This is a genomic window from Halomonas sp. PBN3 (genome assembly GCF_000475415.1).
GTDB classification, from domain to species: domain Bacteria; phylum Pseudomonadota; class Gammaproteobacteria; order Pseudomonadales; family Halomonadaceae; genus Halomonas; species Halomonas shengliensis.
The window spans coordinates 1-14175 of record NZ_AXCA01000222.1; the positions used below are offsets into that span (position 1 = coordinate 1).

The 14175-nt window shown below is 63.0% G+C and carries 13 protein-coding genes and 1 pseudogene; all 14 read left to right on the forward strand.

Annotated elements, in window-relative coordinates:
- Positions 1-707, forward strand: a pseudogene (locus Q673_RS35120) (type II toxin-antitoxin system antitoxin DNA ADP-ribosyl glycohydrolase DarG); the annotation flags it as partial.
- Positions 708-737: 30 nt separating this feature from the next.
- A complete protein-coding gene (locus tag Q673_RS35125; protein WP_023007504.1) occupies positions 738-4112 on the forward strand; it encodes a type I restriction endonuclease subunit R in 3375 nt (1124 codons plus the stop codon).
- A complete protein-coding gene (locus tag Q673_RS35130) occupies positions 4109-4810 on the forward strand; it encodes a M48 family metallopeptidase (protein ID WP_023007505.1) in 702 nt (233 codons plus the stop codon). Before Q673_RS35125 ends, Q673_RS35130 begins: the two co-directional genes overlap by 4 nt.
- A 97-nt stretch (positions 4811-4907) precedes the next feature.
- Positions 4908-5843 carry a LysR family transcriptional regulator gene (locus Q673_RS35135; protein WP_023007506.1) on the forward strand — a complete coding sequence of 312 codons (936 nt, stop codon included), beginning with the start codon at positions 4908-4910 and terminating at the stop codon, positions 5841-5843.
- Between the two features lie 106 nt (positions 5844-5949).
- Complete coding sequence (locus tag Q673_RS35140) at positions 5950-7011, forward strand: TRAP transporter substrate-binding protein (RefSeq protein ID WP_031218864.1); 1062 nt, start codon at positions 5950-5952, stop codon at positions 7009-7011.
- Between the two features lie 72 nt (positions 7012-7083).
- The gene (locus tag Q673_RS35145; protein ID WP_023007508.1) at positions 7084-7590 is read left to right on the forward strand and encodes a TRAP transporter small permease; all 507 of its coding nucleotides are present in this window, start codon (positions 7084-7086) and stop codon (positions 7588-7590) included.
- Positions 7587-8864, forward strand: a complete 1278-nt coding sequence (locus Q673_RS35150) for a TRAP transporter large permease (protein WP_023007509.1) — start codon at positions 7587-7589, stop codon at positions 8862-8864. Before Q673_RS35145 ends, Q673_RS35150 begins: the two co-directional genes overlap by 4 nt.
- Positions 8865-8868: 4 nt before the next feature.
- Positions 8869-9627 (forward strand): M15 family metallopeptidase, encoded by a 759-nt coding sequence (locus tag Q673_RS35155; protein ID WP_023007510.1) that lies wholly within the window; start codon positions 8869-8871, stop codon positions 9625-9627.
- Between the two features lie 140 nt (positions 9628-9767).
- Positions 9768-10625 carry an ABC transporter substrate-binding protein gene (locus Q673_RS35160; protein WP_081712110.1) on the forward strand — a complete coding sequence of 286 codons (858 nt, stop codon included), beginning with the start codon at positions 9768-9770 and terminating at the stop codon, positions 10623-10625.
- A 60-nt stretch (positions 10626-10685) separates the two neighbouring features.
- The gene (locus Q673_RS35165; RefSeq protein WP_023007512.1) at positions 10686-11354 is read left to right on the forward strand and encodes an amino acid ABC transporter permease; all 669 of its coding nucleotides are present in this window, start codon (positions 10686-10688) and stop codon (positions 11352-11354) included.
- 19 nt (positions 11355-11373) lie between these two features.
- On the forward strand, positions 11374-12114 hold the full coding sequence (locus Q673_RS35170; protein ID WP_023007513.1) for an amino acid ABC transporter ATP-binding protein: 741 nt from the start codon (positions 11374-11376) through the stop codon (positions 12112-12114).
- A gap of 3 nt (positions 12115-12117) precedes the next feature.
- Positions 12118-12786, forward strand: coding sequence for an amino acid ABC transporter permease (locus Q673_RS35175; RefSeq protein WP_023007514.1), 669 nt, complete (start codon positions 12118-12120; stop codon positions 12784-12786).
- Between the two features lie 236 nt (positions 12787-13022).
- Positions 13023-13850 (forward strand): phosphonate ABC transporter ATP-binding protein, encoded by an 828-nt coding sequence (gene phnC, locus Q673_RS35180; protein ID WP_023007515.1) that lies wholly within the window; start codon positions 13023-13025, stop codon positions 13848-13850.
- Positions 13851-13901: 51 nt separating this feature from the next.
- Positions 13902-14175: PhnD/SsuA/transferrin family substrate-binding protein (locus Q673_RS0118865; RefSeq protein WP_031218868.1), on the forward strand; the 274-nt coding region annotated here is incomplete at its 3' end.

Here is a 14175-nt window from a genome sequence, read left to right on the forward strand (position 1 = left end):
ACTATGAGAAATCCGGGCTAGGTGAGCTGGATAACGTCCGGGTGCTGGTCTTTGAGCCCACCGCCGAGTATCAGAATGTCGCCAAGCGCTCAGGCGTCGATAAGCTGACGCCAGCGCGGGCGCTGATCGCCGAGCTGGTGCGCCGCTACTGGGTTCTGGGCATCGAGTGTTCGCTGCTGGAGGTCCAGAAGCTCGCCTGGCTGATGGAGCGCCGTATTCTCGACCATGGCCTGAAGAATCCCCTCGTTCTGCAGTTCCAGCCCCACCGCTATGGCCCCTACTCCGACCGGCTGCGTCACCTGCTCAATGGCCTGGACGGCAGCTACCTGCATAGCGAGAAGCGCATTAACGATGCTTCGCCTGAGGAAGTGGTGTGGTTCGATGAATCGCGGCGCGAACGCCTCGGTGCCTATCTGCGCAGCGCTGAGGCACGCCCCTACGCCGAGGTGCTCGAGGAGGTCGATGCCCTGATCGACGGTTTCCAGTCACCGCTGGGCATGGAGGTACTGGCGACACTGGACTGGCTGGTCAGCCAGGAGCGTGTCGAGCCGACCGTTGAGGCTATCAAAGAGGGTCTGCGGCACTGGCCCAATGACATTGCCGGCCAGCGCAAGCTGCGGCTCTTCTCGGACCGCCTGATAGCGCTGGCGCTGGAGCGCCTTACCGGTGAGGCCCTGCTTCCGCCGGCACGGGTCAGCGAAAGATAGTCACCTTCTACTGGCACAAGGAGTTCCGGTTTGACAGGACCCGAGTACACGGACGTCGAAAAGCCCTTCATCGACCAGCTGGTCGGTCAGGGCTGGGAGTTCCTGGCCGGGTCGGTGGACGATCCCGCCGTGACCCACCGCGAGAGCTTCGCCCAGGTGGTGATGGAGCCCCTGCTGCGCGAGCGGCTACGCGAGATCAATCTGCGCGACGGCGAACCCTGGCTCGATGAGGCGCGCCTCGACCAGGCGGTGGCGGCCATCACCCGGCTTCCTGCCAGCAAGGTGCTGGAGGCCAACCAGCAGGCCACCGAGCTGCTTCAAAATGGCTTGCCGGTGGAGGGACTCGAGGGCTGGGATGGCGGCCGCGGTCAGATTCTGCGCTATATCGACTGGGACGAGCCCGCCAACAACGTCTTCACCGTGGTCAACCAGTTCAAGGTGAAGTGCCCGCCCGGCCACGACTCGGCCAAGGGGCACGTGATACCCGATCTGGTGCTGTTCGTGAATGGCATCCCGCTGGTGGTGGTGGAGTGCAAGAGCCGCACCGTCCCGGAGGGCCTCAGCCAGGCGGTGGATCAGCTGCGTCGTTACCACGACCAGCGCTTCCTGGAGAACGAGGTCGGCGAGCACGAGGGGGCGCCGGCGCTGTTCGCCACCAGCCAGTTCCTGGTGGCCAGCAACTTCGACGAGGCACGGGTCGGCACCATCGGTGCCCGCTTCGCCCACTACCTGAGCTGGAAGACGGTGGCGCCGCTGCGCGAGGCGGAGGTGGCCATCGACCTCGGCGTGGCGGATCTCTCTGCCCAGCAGCGCCTGATCGCCGGCATGCTCACCCGGGCCAACCTGCTCGACATCGTGCGCCACTACACCCTGTTCATGAACGTCGGCGGCCAGACCATCAAGCTGGTGTGCCGCTATCAGCAGTTCCGTGGCGTCACCCGGGCCGTGGAGCGCCTCAAGAGCGGCAAGACGCGCCGCCAGGACGGCGAGAGCGACCGCCGCGGCGGCATCGTCTGGCATACCCAGGGCAGCGGCAAGAGCCTCTCCATGGTCTTCCTGGTGCGCAAGCTGCGTACCGACCCGGCGCTGCGCCGCTTCAAGGTGGTGGTGATCACCGATCGCAAGGACCTGCAGAAGCAATTGTCGGAGACGGCAGAGCTTACCGGCGAGAGCGTCGAAAAGGCCGGCAACACCGTCCAGCTCAAGAAGCTGCTGGGCCGCGACGGCCCCGGCCTGGTGTTCGGTACCATCCAGAAGTACCGCGACCCGGACGCCGAGGGCGAAAGCGAGGCAGGGCAGGAGCCGGAGGAGGCTGGCGGCGGTGGCGGGCTCGACACGGGCCGCCGCGATGCCGCCGAGCCAACTCTCTATGCCAACGGCACGCCTAGGAAGCCCACCCTGAGCGAGCCCTTCGAGGTGCTCAATACCAGCGAGGACATACTGATCCTGGTGGACGAGGCCCACCGCACCCAGGCCGGCGACCTGCACGCCAACATGATGCGCGCCCTGCCCAACGCCGCTCGCATCGGCTTCACCGGCACGCCGATCATCATGGGCGACAAGAAGCGCACCCACGACATCTTCGGCGAGTACATCGACCGCTACACCATCAAGGAGGCGGAGCAGGACGGCGCCACGGTGCCGATCCTCTACGAGGGGCGCACCGCCAAGGGGGCGATCAAGGACGGCGCCAGCCTCGACGGCCTGTTCGAGGACCTGTTCCGCGACCACAGCAAGGAGGAGCTGGAGGCGATCAAGAAGAAGTACGCCACCAAGGGGCAGATCTTCGAGGCGCCGCAGCTGATCCAGGAGAAGGCCCAGGACATCCTGCGCCACTACGTCACCCACATCCTGCCCAACGGCTACAAGGCCCAGCTGGTGGCCTACAGCCGCCGGGCGGCCCTGCGCTACTTCGAGGCCCTCGAGCAGGCCAAGGCCGAGCTTCTGGAGGAGGCGCTGGCGCTCTCCCCCGAGGACAAGGCACTGGAGGATAGCGAGCTGCTGCTGCGACCGCCCCAGGTCAAGGCAGCGATCCAGGCCTGGCGCTATCGCCACGTGCTGCGCGAGCTTGAGTTCGCGGTGGTATTCAGCAGCGGCAACAACGACGACCCCACCTGGGCCAGGTGGAGCGAGCGTGCCGCCGTCGAGAATCACATCAAGCGCTTCAAGAAGCCGCTGCCGCCGCTGGATGGGGCACCCCCCAAGGACCCCGCCAAGCACGACCCGCTGGCCTTCCTGATCGTGAAGAGCATGCTGCTCACCGGCTTCGATGCCCCCATCGAGGGGGTGATGTACCTGGACCGCTCGCTGCGCGAGGCGGAGCTGCTGCAGGCCATCGCCCGGGTCAACCGCACCGGCCACGGCAAGAGCCACGGGATCGTGGTGGATTACTTCGGCGTGGCCAACCACCTCAAGGAGGCGCTGGCCGCCTACAGCGAGGAGGACATAGAGGGCGCCCTGCAGAGCCTCAAGGACGAGATCCCGCTGTTGCGCGACCGCCATCTGCGGGTGATCGACGTGCTGCGCGCCCAGGGGGTGGACGACCTCGACAACGTCGAGGAGGCGGTGCAGGCGCTCGCCGACGAGCGGGTGCGCGCCGAATTTGTGGTCAAGCTTAAGGCGTTCAACCGCGGCCTGGATGACGTGCTGCCGCGTCCCGAGGGGCTGGAGTTCGTCAACGACGCCAAGCGGCTTGCCTACATTCACGCCCTGGCCCGGAACCGCTACAAGGACACCCCGGAGCTCGGCCGCGACATCGGCAACAAGGTGCGCAAGCTGATCGACGACTACGTGATCTCGCTCGGTATCGACCCGCGCATCCCGCCGGTACAGCTCACCGACGCCGAGTTCGATGACCATATCGGCCGCCAGGTGGGCGACCGGGCCAAGGCCTCGGAGATGGAGCACGCGGTGCGCTCCCACGTGCGCAAGCATATGGACGAGGACCCGGTGAAGTACGGGCGCTTGAGCGAGCGCCTGGAGGAGCTGCTCGACCAGCTCGATGGCCAGTGGGCCGAGCAGGTGGAGGCGTTCAAGGCGCTGATTGAGCAGTTGCGGGATGGTGCACCCGGTCCCGAAGAAGACATCCCAGATATGCCCGCCCATGCTCAGCCCTTCTGGCGCGAGCTGATGGCCAGCGCCGGCCTGGAACCGGAGACCATCGACTCGGCCACCGCCCAGAAATTGCTCGACGCCACCGAGGAGGTGGTGGCCACGATCCAGCAGGAGATCGCCATTCCCGACTTCTGGAAGCCCTCCCATATTCCCGACCAGGAGCGCCTCAAGCAGCACCTGTTCAGCCAGCTGATGATGGGCAGCCTGGTGCCTATCGACCAGGCCGAGGCCACCGCCGAGCGGCTCTTCGACCTGGCGCGCAGCAACCATCAGAAGCTGGTGAACGCATGACGCAGCTGGCCGTGGACGATCTCACCTTCGAGGTGCGCGAGAGCTCGCGGCGCAAGACGCTGGAGATCACCGTGGACCGCGACGGCGAGCTGGTGATCGCCGCCCCCACCGGCACCGACGCGCAGCTGCTGCGCGACTTCGTGCTCGAGAAGCGGCTGTGGATCTATCGCAAGCTGGTCGAGAAGGCCGAACGCCGCCGGAGGCTGCCGCGCAAGGAGTACGTCAACGGCGAGGGGTTCCTCTACCTGGGGCGCAGCTACCGGCTCAAGCGGGTGGCCAATGACACCCAGGACGCCCCGCTCAAGCTCGCCGCCGGCCGCTTCCAGCTCCGCGAGGACGCGCTACCCGACGCCCGGGAGCACTTCGTTCGCTGGTACAGCGCCCGCGCCAGCGACTGGCTCACCGCCAGGGTGAAGGAACACGCCCGGCGGATGGGCGTCGAGCCCGCCGGGGTGGTGGTGCAGGACCTTGGCTACCGCTGGGGCTCCTGCGGCAAGGGCAACCGGGTCTACTTCCACTGGAAGACGATCCTGCTGCCCCGCCACATCGCCGAGTACGTGGTCGTCCACGAGCTGGTTCACCTGCACGAGCCCCACCACACCCCCGCCTTCTGGCGCCGCCTGGAGCGCGCCATGCCGGACTATCAGCAGCGCAAGGGCTGGCTCGCTAGGCAGGGTATCGAAGTGGAGGGGGTGTGATCCAAGGCGCGGATCGGCTTCTCCGGGTAGAGGACGCGCACTGGCAGGCGGGGTGGTATCGTCTATGCCACCCATTTCAGACAGGCGTTTCTCCACCATGCTGAACCCTCGGGCGCTGGCGTACCTGAGCGAAGTGATGCGACGCGGCTCCCTGCGTCAGGCGGCCACCTACCTGAACATCGATGTGGCCGCCATCAGCCGCCAGATCCGCCAGCTGGAGGAGGTGGTCGACGCTCAGGTGATGGAGCGCCATGCGGGTGGCGTCCGGCTTACCGAGGCGGGACGCCTGCTGGTAGCGCACTACCACGCCCAGCAGGATGCCGAAGCGGCGGTGATCTCCCGATTATCGGCGCTGCAAGGCCTGGTCAGTGGTCAGGTCCGCATCGCGGTGGGGGAGGGGTTTATCGCCGACCTCATCTCGGCTCCGATGCAGACCTTCATGACCGCCTACCCCGGCATCGAACTGGAGATCATCATGGCCGGCGTCAACGAGGCCATGGCGCTAGTGAAGCAGCGTGACGTCGATCTGGCCCTGCTCTATGCACCGCCGGTGGACACTCAGCTTGAGTGCCATGTCGAGACACGACAGCCGCTGGACCTGATCGTGCCGGCCGGCCACCCCCTCACGGCCATGGGAAGCCCGGTGACGCTTCAGGCGCTGGGCGAGTGGCCCATCGGGCTGATGGACAGCCCCTTCGGGATGCGCCAGATGGTGGACGCCGTGGCACACCAAGAGCGTCTGGCCATCACCCCCCGCCTGCATACCAACTCCGTGGCGGTGCTCAAGAACTTCGTACGCTCGGGGATCGGCATCACCTTCATGCCCGAGCTGACGGTCGCCGAGGAGATCCGCCAGGGTGACATCACCGTACTGCCGATGGCCTACCCGGTCCTCAGTGAGGCCCGTGCCCAGATCGTGAGCCTGGCCGGGCGCGAGCTCACCGTGGCGGCCAGTGCCTGCCTCGACCACCTGCGTCGGGGGATGCGCTTCTTCAAGGCCGACGCCCCGCGACTGCTTGAGAGCGGGCGTTGATAAAATATCAGCGCTATCAGGTTTGAATAGTCAACGCGTCAACGCCTAATCTGCTGATATACCGGCGTCGCCGGGTCTTCACCAACAACAAGCCATGGAGATCAGCATGACCCTGTCTACTCGCAAGCCTCTCACCTCTCGTATTAGTCGTTCATTAGCCGGTGCACCGCTTCTGACGGCCTGTCTCGCCGCTGCCTTTGCCGGCAATGCCCAGGCTGCCACCACCGTCAACATCGGCTATAACGGCGCGCCGGATCCCGAGAAGAATGCCGTGCACGTCTTCGCCACCAACCTGAAGCAACTGGTCGAGGAGAAGACCGAGGGTGAGATCGAGCTGAAGCTCTACGCCAATAGCCAGCTGGGCGAAGAGCAGGAGCGCATGGAGCAGGTGATGAACACTCCCAGCCTGAACATCGCCTCCTTCGCCGGCATGTCGCCGGTGGTGCCTGAGATCTTCGTCAGCGCGATTCCCTTCCTGTTCGACGACTTCGAATCGGCGCGCACCTTCTTCGACGAGGGCCAGTACTGGCAGGCGGTGGAAGACGCGCTGCGTGAGCGTACCGGCCTGGAGCTGCTCGCCGTGGTGGAGGAGGGCGGTTTCCTGGCCTTCACCAACGACGAGCGCCCGATCTCTTCACCCGAGGACTTCGAGGGGTTGCGCTTCCGCGCCATGGACCCCAGCCAGGTCGCCCTCTACGAGGCCTTCGGCGCCTCCGGCACCCCGATCCCGTGGACCGAGGTCTACATGGCGCTGCGCACCGGGGTTGCCGATGGCCAGATGAACCCGCCCATGTACATCATCCTGGGCAGCCTCTATGAGGTGCAGGACTACCTCACCCTGGCCAATATCCAGTACTCGGACCAATTCCTGGTCGGCAACGGCGCGATGATCGATGGATGGGACGAGGAGATGCGTGGCGCCTTCCTGGAGGCCGTCGAGGAGGCCAACCAGATGGCACGTGAACACAACGCGGCTCAGGTGGACGAGCGTATCGCCTTCCTCGAAGAGCAGGGCATGGAAATCATCCGGCCGTCTCAGGAAGAGTTGGATGAGTTTCGTGAGCTGGGCCAGCCCGCCTACCTGGAGTGGCTAGGCGAGCGTGACATAGAGCCGCGCTTCATCGAGATGGCACTCGAAGACGCCGGCATGACCCACCTGACCGAGTAGTCATCGCCATCCCACGGGGCAGGCCTCAGTGCCTGCCCTGGGTCTCAAACCGCGACAATCCCGGAATCCTTCATGTCATCCCTCAACGCTCGCGTGCTGGGTATCAGCCGCCGTGTGTCATTGTCTGTGGCCAGCACACTGCTGCTGATCGATCTGGCCATCATTCTGTATGGCGTCTTCATGCGCTACCTCGCCGGTGGGGCCCCCATCTGGACAGATGAGCTGGCTCGCTACCTGATCATCGGCAGCGTCCTGCTGGCCGCCGGTGCCGTCTGGGTCGAGGGCGGTCATATGCGGGTCGCGCTGATCGAGCGGCTGCTGCCGGTGTCACTGCGCCGTCTGCTCAACCTGTACCAATGGCTGCTCACGCTCAGCATCGCCATCGCCGCGGCGATCTTCAGCTATCGCTATGCGCAGTCGGTCTCCATGTTCACCAGCCAGGGGCTGGGGATCAGCCGCACGGTGCCGATGATGGCGATGCCGATAGGTTTTGCGCTGCTGGCCTGGCAGGCGCTCTGGTACGGACCGGCTCCTCTCAAGGAACTGTCGGAGACGGCGGAGACGGAGGAAGCGTCATGACCCTGACCATGCTCGCTGTCTTCCTGGTGCACGTGTTGCTGGGGCTGCCGTTGTTCGTCTCCCTGCTGGCCACCTCACTGGTGGGCTTCCTGTTCGTCGACCCCAGCATGATTCCGCGCATGCTGCCGCAGCAGTTCTTCGGCGGCATCAATGCCTTCTCGTTGATGGCCATCCCGCTGTTCATCCTGGCCGGCAACCTGATGAACGTGACTCGCCTCACCGATCGCTTGATGGCCTTTGCCAAGCTGCTGGTGGGCCACCTGCGCGGGGGCATGGGGCACGTCAACGTGGTGTCCAGCGTGTTCTTCGCCGGGGTCAACGGCTCGGCGGTCGCCGATACCTCAGCGCTGGGCTCGCTGCTGGTCCCACCGATGCGCAAGGAAGGCTACTCCACCGCCTTCGCCGCCGGGCTCACCGCCGGCAGCTCGCTGATCGGGCCGATCATTCCGCCGAGCATCTTCATGATCCTCTATGCCTCGCTGACCAACACCTCGGTGGGCGACCTCTTCCTCGCGGGGGTAATTCCCGGGCTGCTGCTGGGCGTGGCCTTCATGGGCATGAACGCCTGGTATGCCTGGCGTGTCGGGATGGAGAAGCGGGGCGGGCTGCCCAGCGCACGCGAACTGCTGGTCACTGCGGTGGGGGCACTCCCGGCATTGGTGGCCCCCTTCATCATAGTGGCGGGTATCGTACTGGGGTTCGTCACGCCGACCGAATCCGGCGCCCTGACCGCCCTGTATGTCGCGCTCTGCGGCGCCGCGCTCGGCAACCTTCGCCTGGCCGAGCTGTGGAAGGCCATCGTCGATACCACGCGGCTGACCTCGGCCATCTTCCTGATCATGGCGGCCTCGGCCACCATCAGCTGGCTGCTCTCCTACGCCCAGGTGCCCAACCAGTTCGTCGAGCTGCTGGCGCCCTACATCGATAAGCCGGTGGTGATCCTGCTGATGCTGAGCCTGATCACCTTCGTCACCGGCATGTTCATGGAGGAGGTGTCGGCGCTGATGCTGCTGACGCCGATCTTCTCCCCGGTGGCGATGATGGCCGGGATCGACCCGGTGCACCTGGGCATCATCATCACCCTCAACATCACTATCGCCTTGATCACCCCGCCCATGGGGGCCTGCGTGTTCGTCGCCGCCGCGGTCAGCCGCCTGGAGATCGTCTCGCTGTTTCGGACCATCTGGCCCTTCGTGCTGACGGCGGTGCTGGTGCTGTTGCTCCTGATCCTGTTCCCGGGGCTGACGCTCTGGTTACCCACCCTGCTTGGATAGTGACATGACGGACTCCCTTTCTCAGCTGACTGCCACCCCGATCGTCGAGAGGCCCGAGCCGGACTGGCCGGTGCTGAGCCGGATCCCCATCCAGGGCAGCGATGAGCCGTTGATGCCGCTCAGCCTGGCGCCCGCACCGATCAAGGTGTTCCCCGTGTACGCCAAGCAGGGCGTGCCAGGTGCGGTGAACGAGTGCTACGTGCGGGAAGGGGTGTATCGTCGCCTGCTCAGGGTGGCGCGTTCGCTGCCCGAAGGGATGGGGCTGATCATCCTCGACGGCTGGCGCCCCTGGCGGGTGCAGCAGTACCTGTTCGATACCCTGCAGGACGCGATTCGCGCCCACCACCCCGAGCTCGACCAGGAGGCGCTGCTGGCGCGCACCCGCGAGTTCGTCTCGGTGCCCAGCCACGAGCCCGATGCGCCCAGCCCCCACCTGACCGGCGGGGCGGTGGACGTGACCCTGAGCGATATCGACGGGCTGCCGCTCGACATGGGCACGCTCTTCGATGAAGCGGTGCCAGCCTCCCACACCGCCTACTTCGAGACGCTCGAACACCCCACGGATCGGCAGCGGCAGATACGTGACAACCGCCGACTGCTCTACACGGTGATGCACGGGGCGGGTTTCACCAACCTGCCCAGCGAGTGGTGGCACTACGACGCCGGCGACCAGCTCTGGGCCCATTACGGGCGACACGAACGGGCCATCTATGGCCCAGCCGAGTTGGAAACCGTCGAGAGTCGGTGGCGCAGGCAACTATGAATTCATGGAAGGTTTACCGCCGTGAAGACAGCATCATCGAAACTCATAAATAACCATAAGAGGCTTTGACAGCTTGGGAAGTCGTCGTTCATATTAGTTGTGCGGAAAATAAATTCACCAAGAAAAACGCGAGAGATACCATGAAATTAACAATATCTATTCTCCCCGCCGCCGTCATGGGAACTGTCATGCTGGGCGGTGGATTTTCTACGATAGCATCAGCACAAGACGAATCCTATACGGTAGGTGTCGAAGCCTCCTTTCCCCCGTGGGCTTATGTCGAAGCCGGTGAGTTCAAGGGCATTGCCATCGATGCCATGGAAGCCATCGCCGAGGAGGCTGGTATCGAGATAGAGTTCCAGGATATGCCATTTCCATCGCTGATTCCCGCGCTGGCCGCGGAGAAGATCGATATCCTGGCAACGGGGCTGACCGTAACGGAGGAGCGAAGTCAGAACATCGACTTCACCATCCCCTGGTGGGAAACCAATGACGTCGTCCTGGTGCCGGAAGACTCTGACCTCAATGTGTTTACCGCCGTTTGCTGTGGTGCCCGTGTCGGGGTTCAGGGCGGGTCCTCCCAGCAGGCCTGGATGGAAGAAAACGTCGTGAACTCCGGTGACATCGATGTCGAGCTGGCGAAATACGACAACTACGTCACCGCAGTGGATGACATGGCGATTGGTCGTATCTCTTCCGTCATTGTCGATGACACCTCCGCCCAGGAATATATCAATGCCGGCAAGCCGGTGAAGATGGCGGGCAAGATCTATATTCGCGCTCCTCTGGCGCTGGCCGTTTCCAAGGATGACCCTCGGGAGATTCTGGGTGACCTGAACCAGGGGATTCTCGCGATTTATGAATCGGGGGAGTGGGGCAAGATCGTCGACGAGTATATCCCCGGTGTGTCGGTTCCGACCATCCCAGGGTACATGCCTGACTTCGTGGATACCTACCAGAAGCCTGTCGCCGGACTTCCCGAACTGGGGAACGAGTAAGTCACGTTGACGTCGAGTGCTCTCCCCCTGGGAGGGCGCTCGTCACATCAGGAAGTGGGCATGGACATCTACGACGTACTATGGCGTGATTTTCCTTTCTTGCTGAAGGGGCTTGGCGTTGCCATCGTGCTGTTGGCAGCCCTGCTGTTGATCGGGTTTGTCATCGGCATGGCGATCTGCCTTTTACAGCTGTATGGTCCCAAGACGCGCCTTGTTCAGTGGCCACTGAAGCTCTATGAGCGAGTCTTCAGGGGTGTGCCGATTATCATCATGTTGTTTATCTTCTTCTATGGGATATCGGGCATCTTCGATATATCGGCGTTTGGTGCGGCCATTCTTGCCATGGGACTGCGCTCGGCCGCCTATCAATCACAGATCTTCCGAAGTGCCTTCCAATCGGTGCCGTCGGGTCAGATGATGGCTGCTCGTGCGATGGGCATGTCAAGGACTAAGGCGATACGTCATATCATTTTTCCTCAGGCGGCTCGCCATGCCATCGGTCCATGGACTAACGAGTTTTCCTCGGAAATTAAAGAGACATCGCTGGCCTATGTCATCGGTGTCGTCGAGCTGACACGCCAGGCCCATTACATCATTACCAGCACACAAGGAAATGTGCTGACAGTCTTTGCCGTGGTAGCACTCTTGTACTTTGTTCTTAACCGTACAGGAAATAGCCTCTTGTATGCCTTTGAGCGAAAACTTGCCGTGCCGGGCTTCGAAAAATAATCCGACAGGACCGTTAAGAATGGCCGATAATCTTATCCTCGACGTGCAAGATGTAAAGAAGGCCTATGAGGGTCTTGAAGTATTGAAAGGCATCGGGTTCGGGTTGCGAAAAGGAGAGACCAAGGTGCTGATTGGCCCCTCCGGCTCAGGGAAAAGTACCTTGCTGCGCTGTATCAATTACCTCACCGTGCCGGATGCCGGGCGGATCTACCTCAACGGTGAAGAAGTACTGGATAAAAATATCGATACCATGCGCGCACGCATGGGGTTTGTCTTCCAAGACTTCAACCTGTTTACGCACCTGACGGTGCTGGACAACGTACGAATCTGCCAGATCAAGGTGAGTGGTGTCGACAAGGATACCGCTACCCAGCGGGCTCATCGTGAGCTGGAACGGGTCGGGCTGGGTGACAAGGCGGCTGCCTATCCGGCTGAGCTTTCCGGTGGCCAACAGCAGCGTGTTTCCATTGCCCGAGCTCTGGCCATGGATCCCGATGTGCTGCTCTTCGATGAGCCGACGTCTGCCCTTGACCCGGAGCTGACAGGGGAGGTGGTCAGGGTCATGCAACAGCTCGCTGCCGAGGGAATGACCATGGTGGTGGTGACCCATGAGATGAGCTTTGCCCGCCAGGCCGCTGACGAGATCATCTTCATGGAGAAGGGGCACATCGTCGAGCAGGGTGCGCCCGATGTGCTCTTCAACTCTGCTGTCAATGAGCGCACCAGGGCGTTTCTCAATGTCATCGCGGAGCATGGATGAGCCATGAGAGAGTTTATCGAGTTTGGTATCGAGTGGCTGCCTGAGCTTCTCAAGGGGGTCCCGGTGACGCTGGCGCTATGGGTGATAGCCATCACCTTGGGGTTCCTTCTGGGTCTGGTGCTCTGTTGGGCCAGGGTCTATGGCAACCGGCTCTTCTACTGGCTGAGCACCTGCTATGTGGAGCTCTTTCGTGGCACACCAATGCTGGTGCAGATGTTCTTCATCTATCTTGGGCTACCGCATGTCGGCATTGTCTTTGATGCCTTCACCGCAGCGGTGATCGCCATTACCTTGAACAGTGCCGCCTACCAGGCAGAGTACTTCCGCGGCTCGGTACTCTCGGTTCCCAAAGGGCAGTTGGTAGCGGCGCGGGCTTGTGGCATGACCCAATGGCAGGCCATTCGCCATATCATGCTGCCTCAGGCGTTGAGGCGTGTTATTCCTCAATGGTCGAACGAGGCCATTATCGAGCTGAAGTTTACTTCCATCGCCTACACCATCGGTGTGGTAGAAATCACCTCTATCGCCTCGGATATCGGCTCCCGAACACTGGACTTCTTCCTGGTCTTCCTGTGGGCAGGGATCATCTACCTGGCCCTGACCTCTACGGTGGCCAGCCTGCTTGGGTGGCTGGAGCGGCGCACCTATGTGCCGGGGGTGACAAGTGTTTAGTCATGCTTGGGAAGTTGCTTTTTCGACCATCGTCTTTTGTGGCGATTGGCTTTCATCAGGATGTCGTTTTTGTGGCATTCGTTATCTAACTGATTGATTTTCTGATAGTGGCTCACCCTGGAGCGGCGAGCTCCTTTCTTCAGTGAGGCGCTCGTGTCACGAGATCATCATTGTCTAGACAACTGCCGTTAACCTGACGCCCCGACACTGATGCCATTCCCAAGAGGAGAGGCATCATGTCGATTCACAGCATCCTGGTCGATCGGGTCAGCAAGACCTTCGGCCAGCGTCCGGTCCTTCGCGACGTCGGCTTTTCGGTATCCCCCGGCGAGATGGTTGCCCTGGTAGGTCCGTCAGGCTCCGGCAAGTCCACCCTGATGCGCCATATGGCCGGCCTGACGCGTGCCAACCGCAATAGCCACAGCCGCATCGAGGTACTCGGTCGCGACATCCAGAGCGCTGGCCACCTCACTCGCCGCACCCGCGCCGAGCGCTGCCGTACCGGTTACATCTTCCAGCAGTTCAACCTCGTCGGCCGCCTGAGCGTGCTTACCAATGTGCTGATCGGCCGTCTGGGCAGCATGCCGCGTGGCCGCTCCCTGCTGGGGCGCTTCACCGCCGAGGAGACCCACCGGGCACTGCGCGCCCTGGCGCGGGTCGGCATCGACTCCCTGGCCCATCAGCGGGCCAACACCCTCTCCGGCGGCCAGATGCAGCGGGTAGCCATCGCCCGCGTTCTGATGCAGGACGCGGACATCATCCTCGCCGATGAGCCCATTGCCTCACTGGACCCGCGTAGCTCCCGCGAAGTGATGGAGATCCTGGCCGGTATCAACGCCGAGGACGGTCGCACCGTGCTGGTCACCCTGCATCAGGTGGAAGTGGCTCGCCGCTTCTGCCCGCGAACCATCGCGCTGAAGGAGGGCCGGCTCTACTTCGATGGACCCACCAGCGACCTTACCGATGCTCGCCTCGAGGCGCTCTATGCCAATGCTGGCCTGGATGAGCTGCGTGCCAAGCCGGCTCCCCAAGACATCGGCAATGCCATCGGTGCTTTGGGGTAACACCCAGCCCAACCACTTGACGCTTACTCGACATCCCAAGGAGACCTACCCATGTCCCGCTTCGCGTTTCGTCGTTTCGCACTGCCGCTGGTCGCCGGCGCCAGCCTGTTCGCCAGTCAGCTGACCCTGGCCGCCGAGACTCTCAACTTCGGCATCATCTCCACCGAGTCCAGCCAGAACCAGGCGGACCAGTGGCAGCCCTTCCTGGATGACATGTCCCGCGAACTTGGCCGTGAGATTAAGCCCTTCTTCGCCACCGACTACGCCGCCGTTATCCAGGCGATGCGCTTCGACAAGGTCGACTTGGCCTGGTACGGCAATAAGT

Excerpts from the sequence above, each read along its gene's own strand:
- Q673_RS35170 (WP_023007513.1), top strand. The coding sequence starts at position 11,374 with ATGGCCGATAATCTTATCCTCGACGTGCAAGATGTAAAGAAGGCCTAT.
- Q673_RS35135 (WP_023007506.1), top strand. The coding sequence starts at position 4,908 with ATGCTGAACCCTCGGGCGCTGGCGTACCTGAGCGAAGTGATGCGACGC.
- Q673_RS35155 (WP_023007510.1), top strand. The coding sequence starts at position 8,869 with ATGACGGACTCCCTTTCTCAGCTGACTGCCACCCCGATCGTCGAGAGG.
- Q673_RS35145 (WP_023007508.1), top strand. The coding sequence starts at position 7,084 with ATGTCATCCCTCAACGCTCGCGTGCTGGGTATCAGCCGCCGTGTGTCA.
- phnC (WP_023007515.1), top strand. The coding sequence starts at position 13,023 with ATGTCGATTCACAGCATCCTGGTCGATCGGGTCAGCAAGACCTTCGGC.
- Q673_RS35140 (WP_031218864.1), top strand. The coding sequence starts at position 5,950 with ATGACCCTGTCTACTCGCAAGCCTCTCACCTCTCGTATTAGTCGTTCA.
- Q673_RS35175 (WP_023007514.1), top strand. The coding sequence starts at position 12,118 with ATGAGAGAGTTTATCGAGTTTGGTATCGAGTGGCTGCCTGAGCTTCTC.
- Q673_RS35160 (WP_081712110.1), top strand. The coding sequence starts at position 9,768 with ATGAAATTAACAATATCTATTCTCCCCGCCGCCGTCATGGGAACTGTC.
- Q673_RS35165 (WP_023007512.1), top strand. The coding sequence starts at position 10,686 with ATGGACATCTACGACGTACTATGGCGTGATTTTCCTTTCTTGCTGAAG.
- Q673_RS35130 (WP_023007505.1), top strand. The coding sequence starts at position 4,109 with ATGACGCAGCTGGCCGTGGACGATCTCACCTTCGAGGTGCGCGAGAGC.
- Q673_RS35150 (WP_023007509.1), top strand. The coding sequence starts at position 7,587 with ATGACCCTGACCATGCTCGCTGTCTTCCTGGTGCACGTGTTGCTGGGG.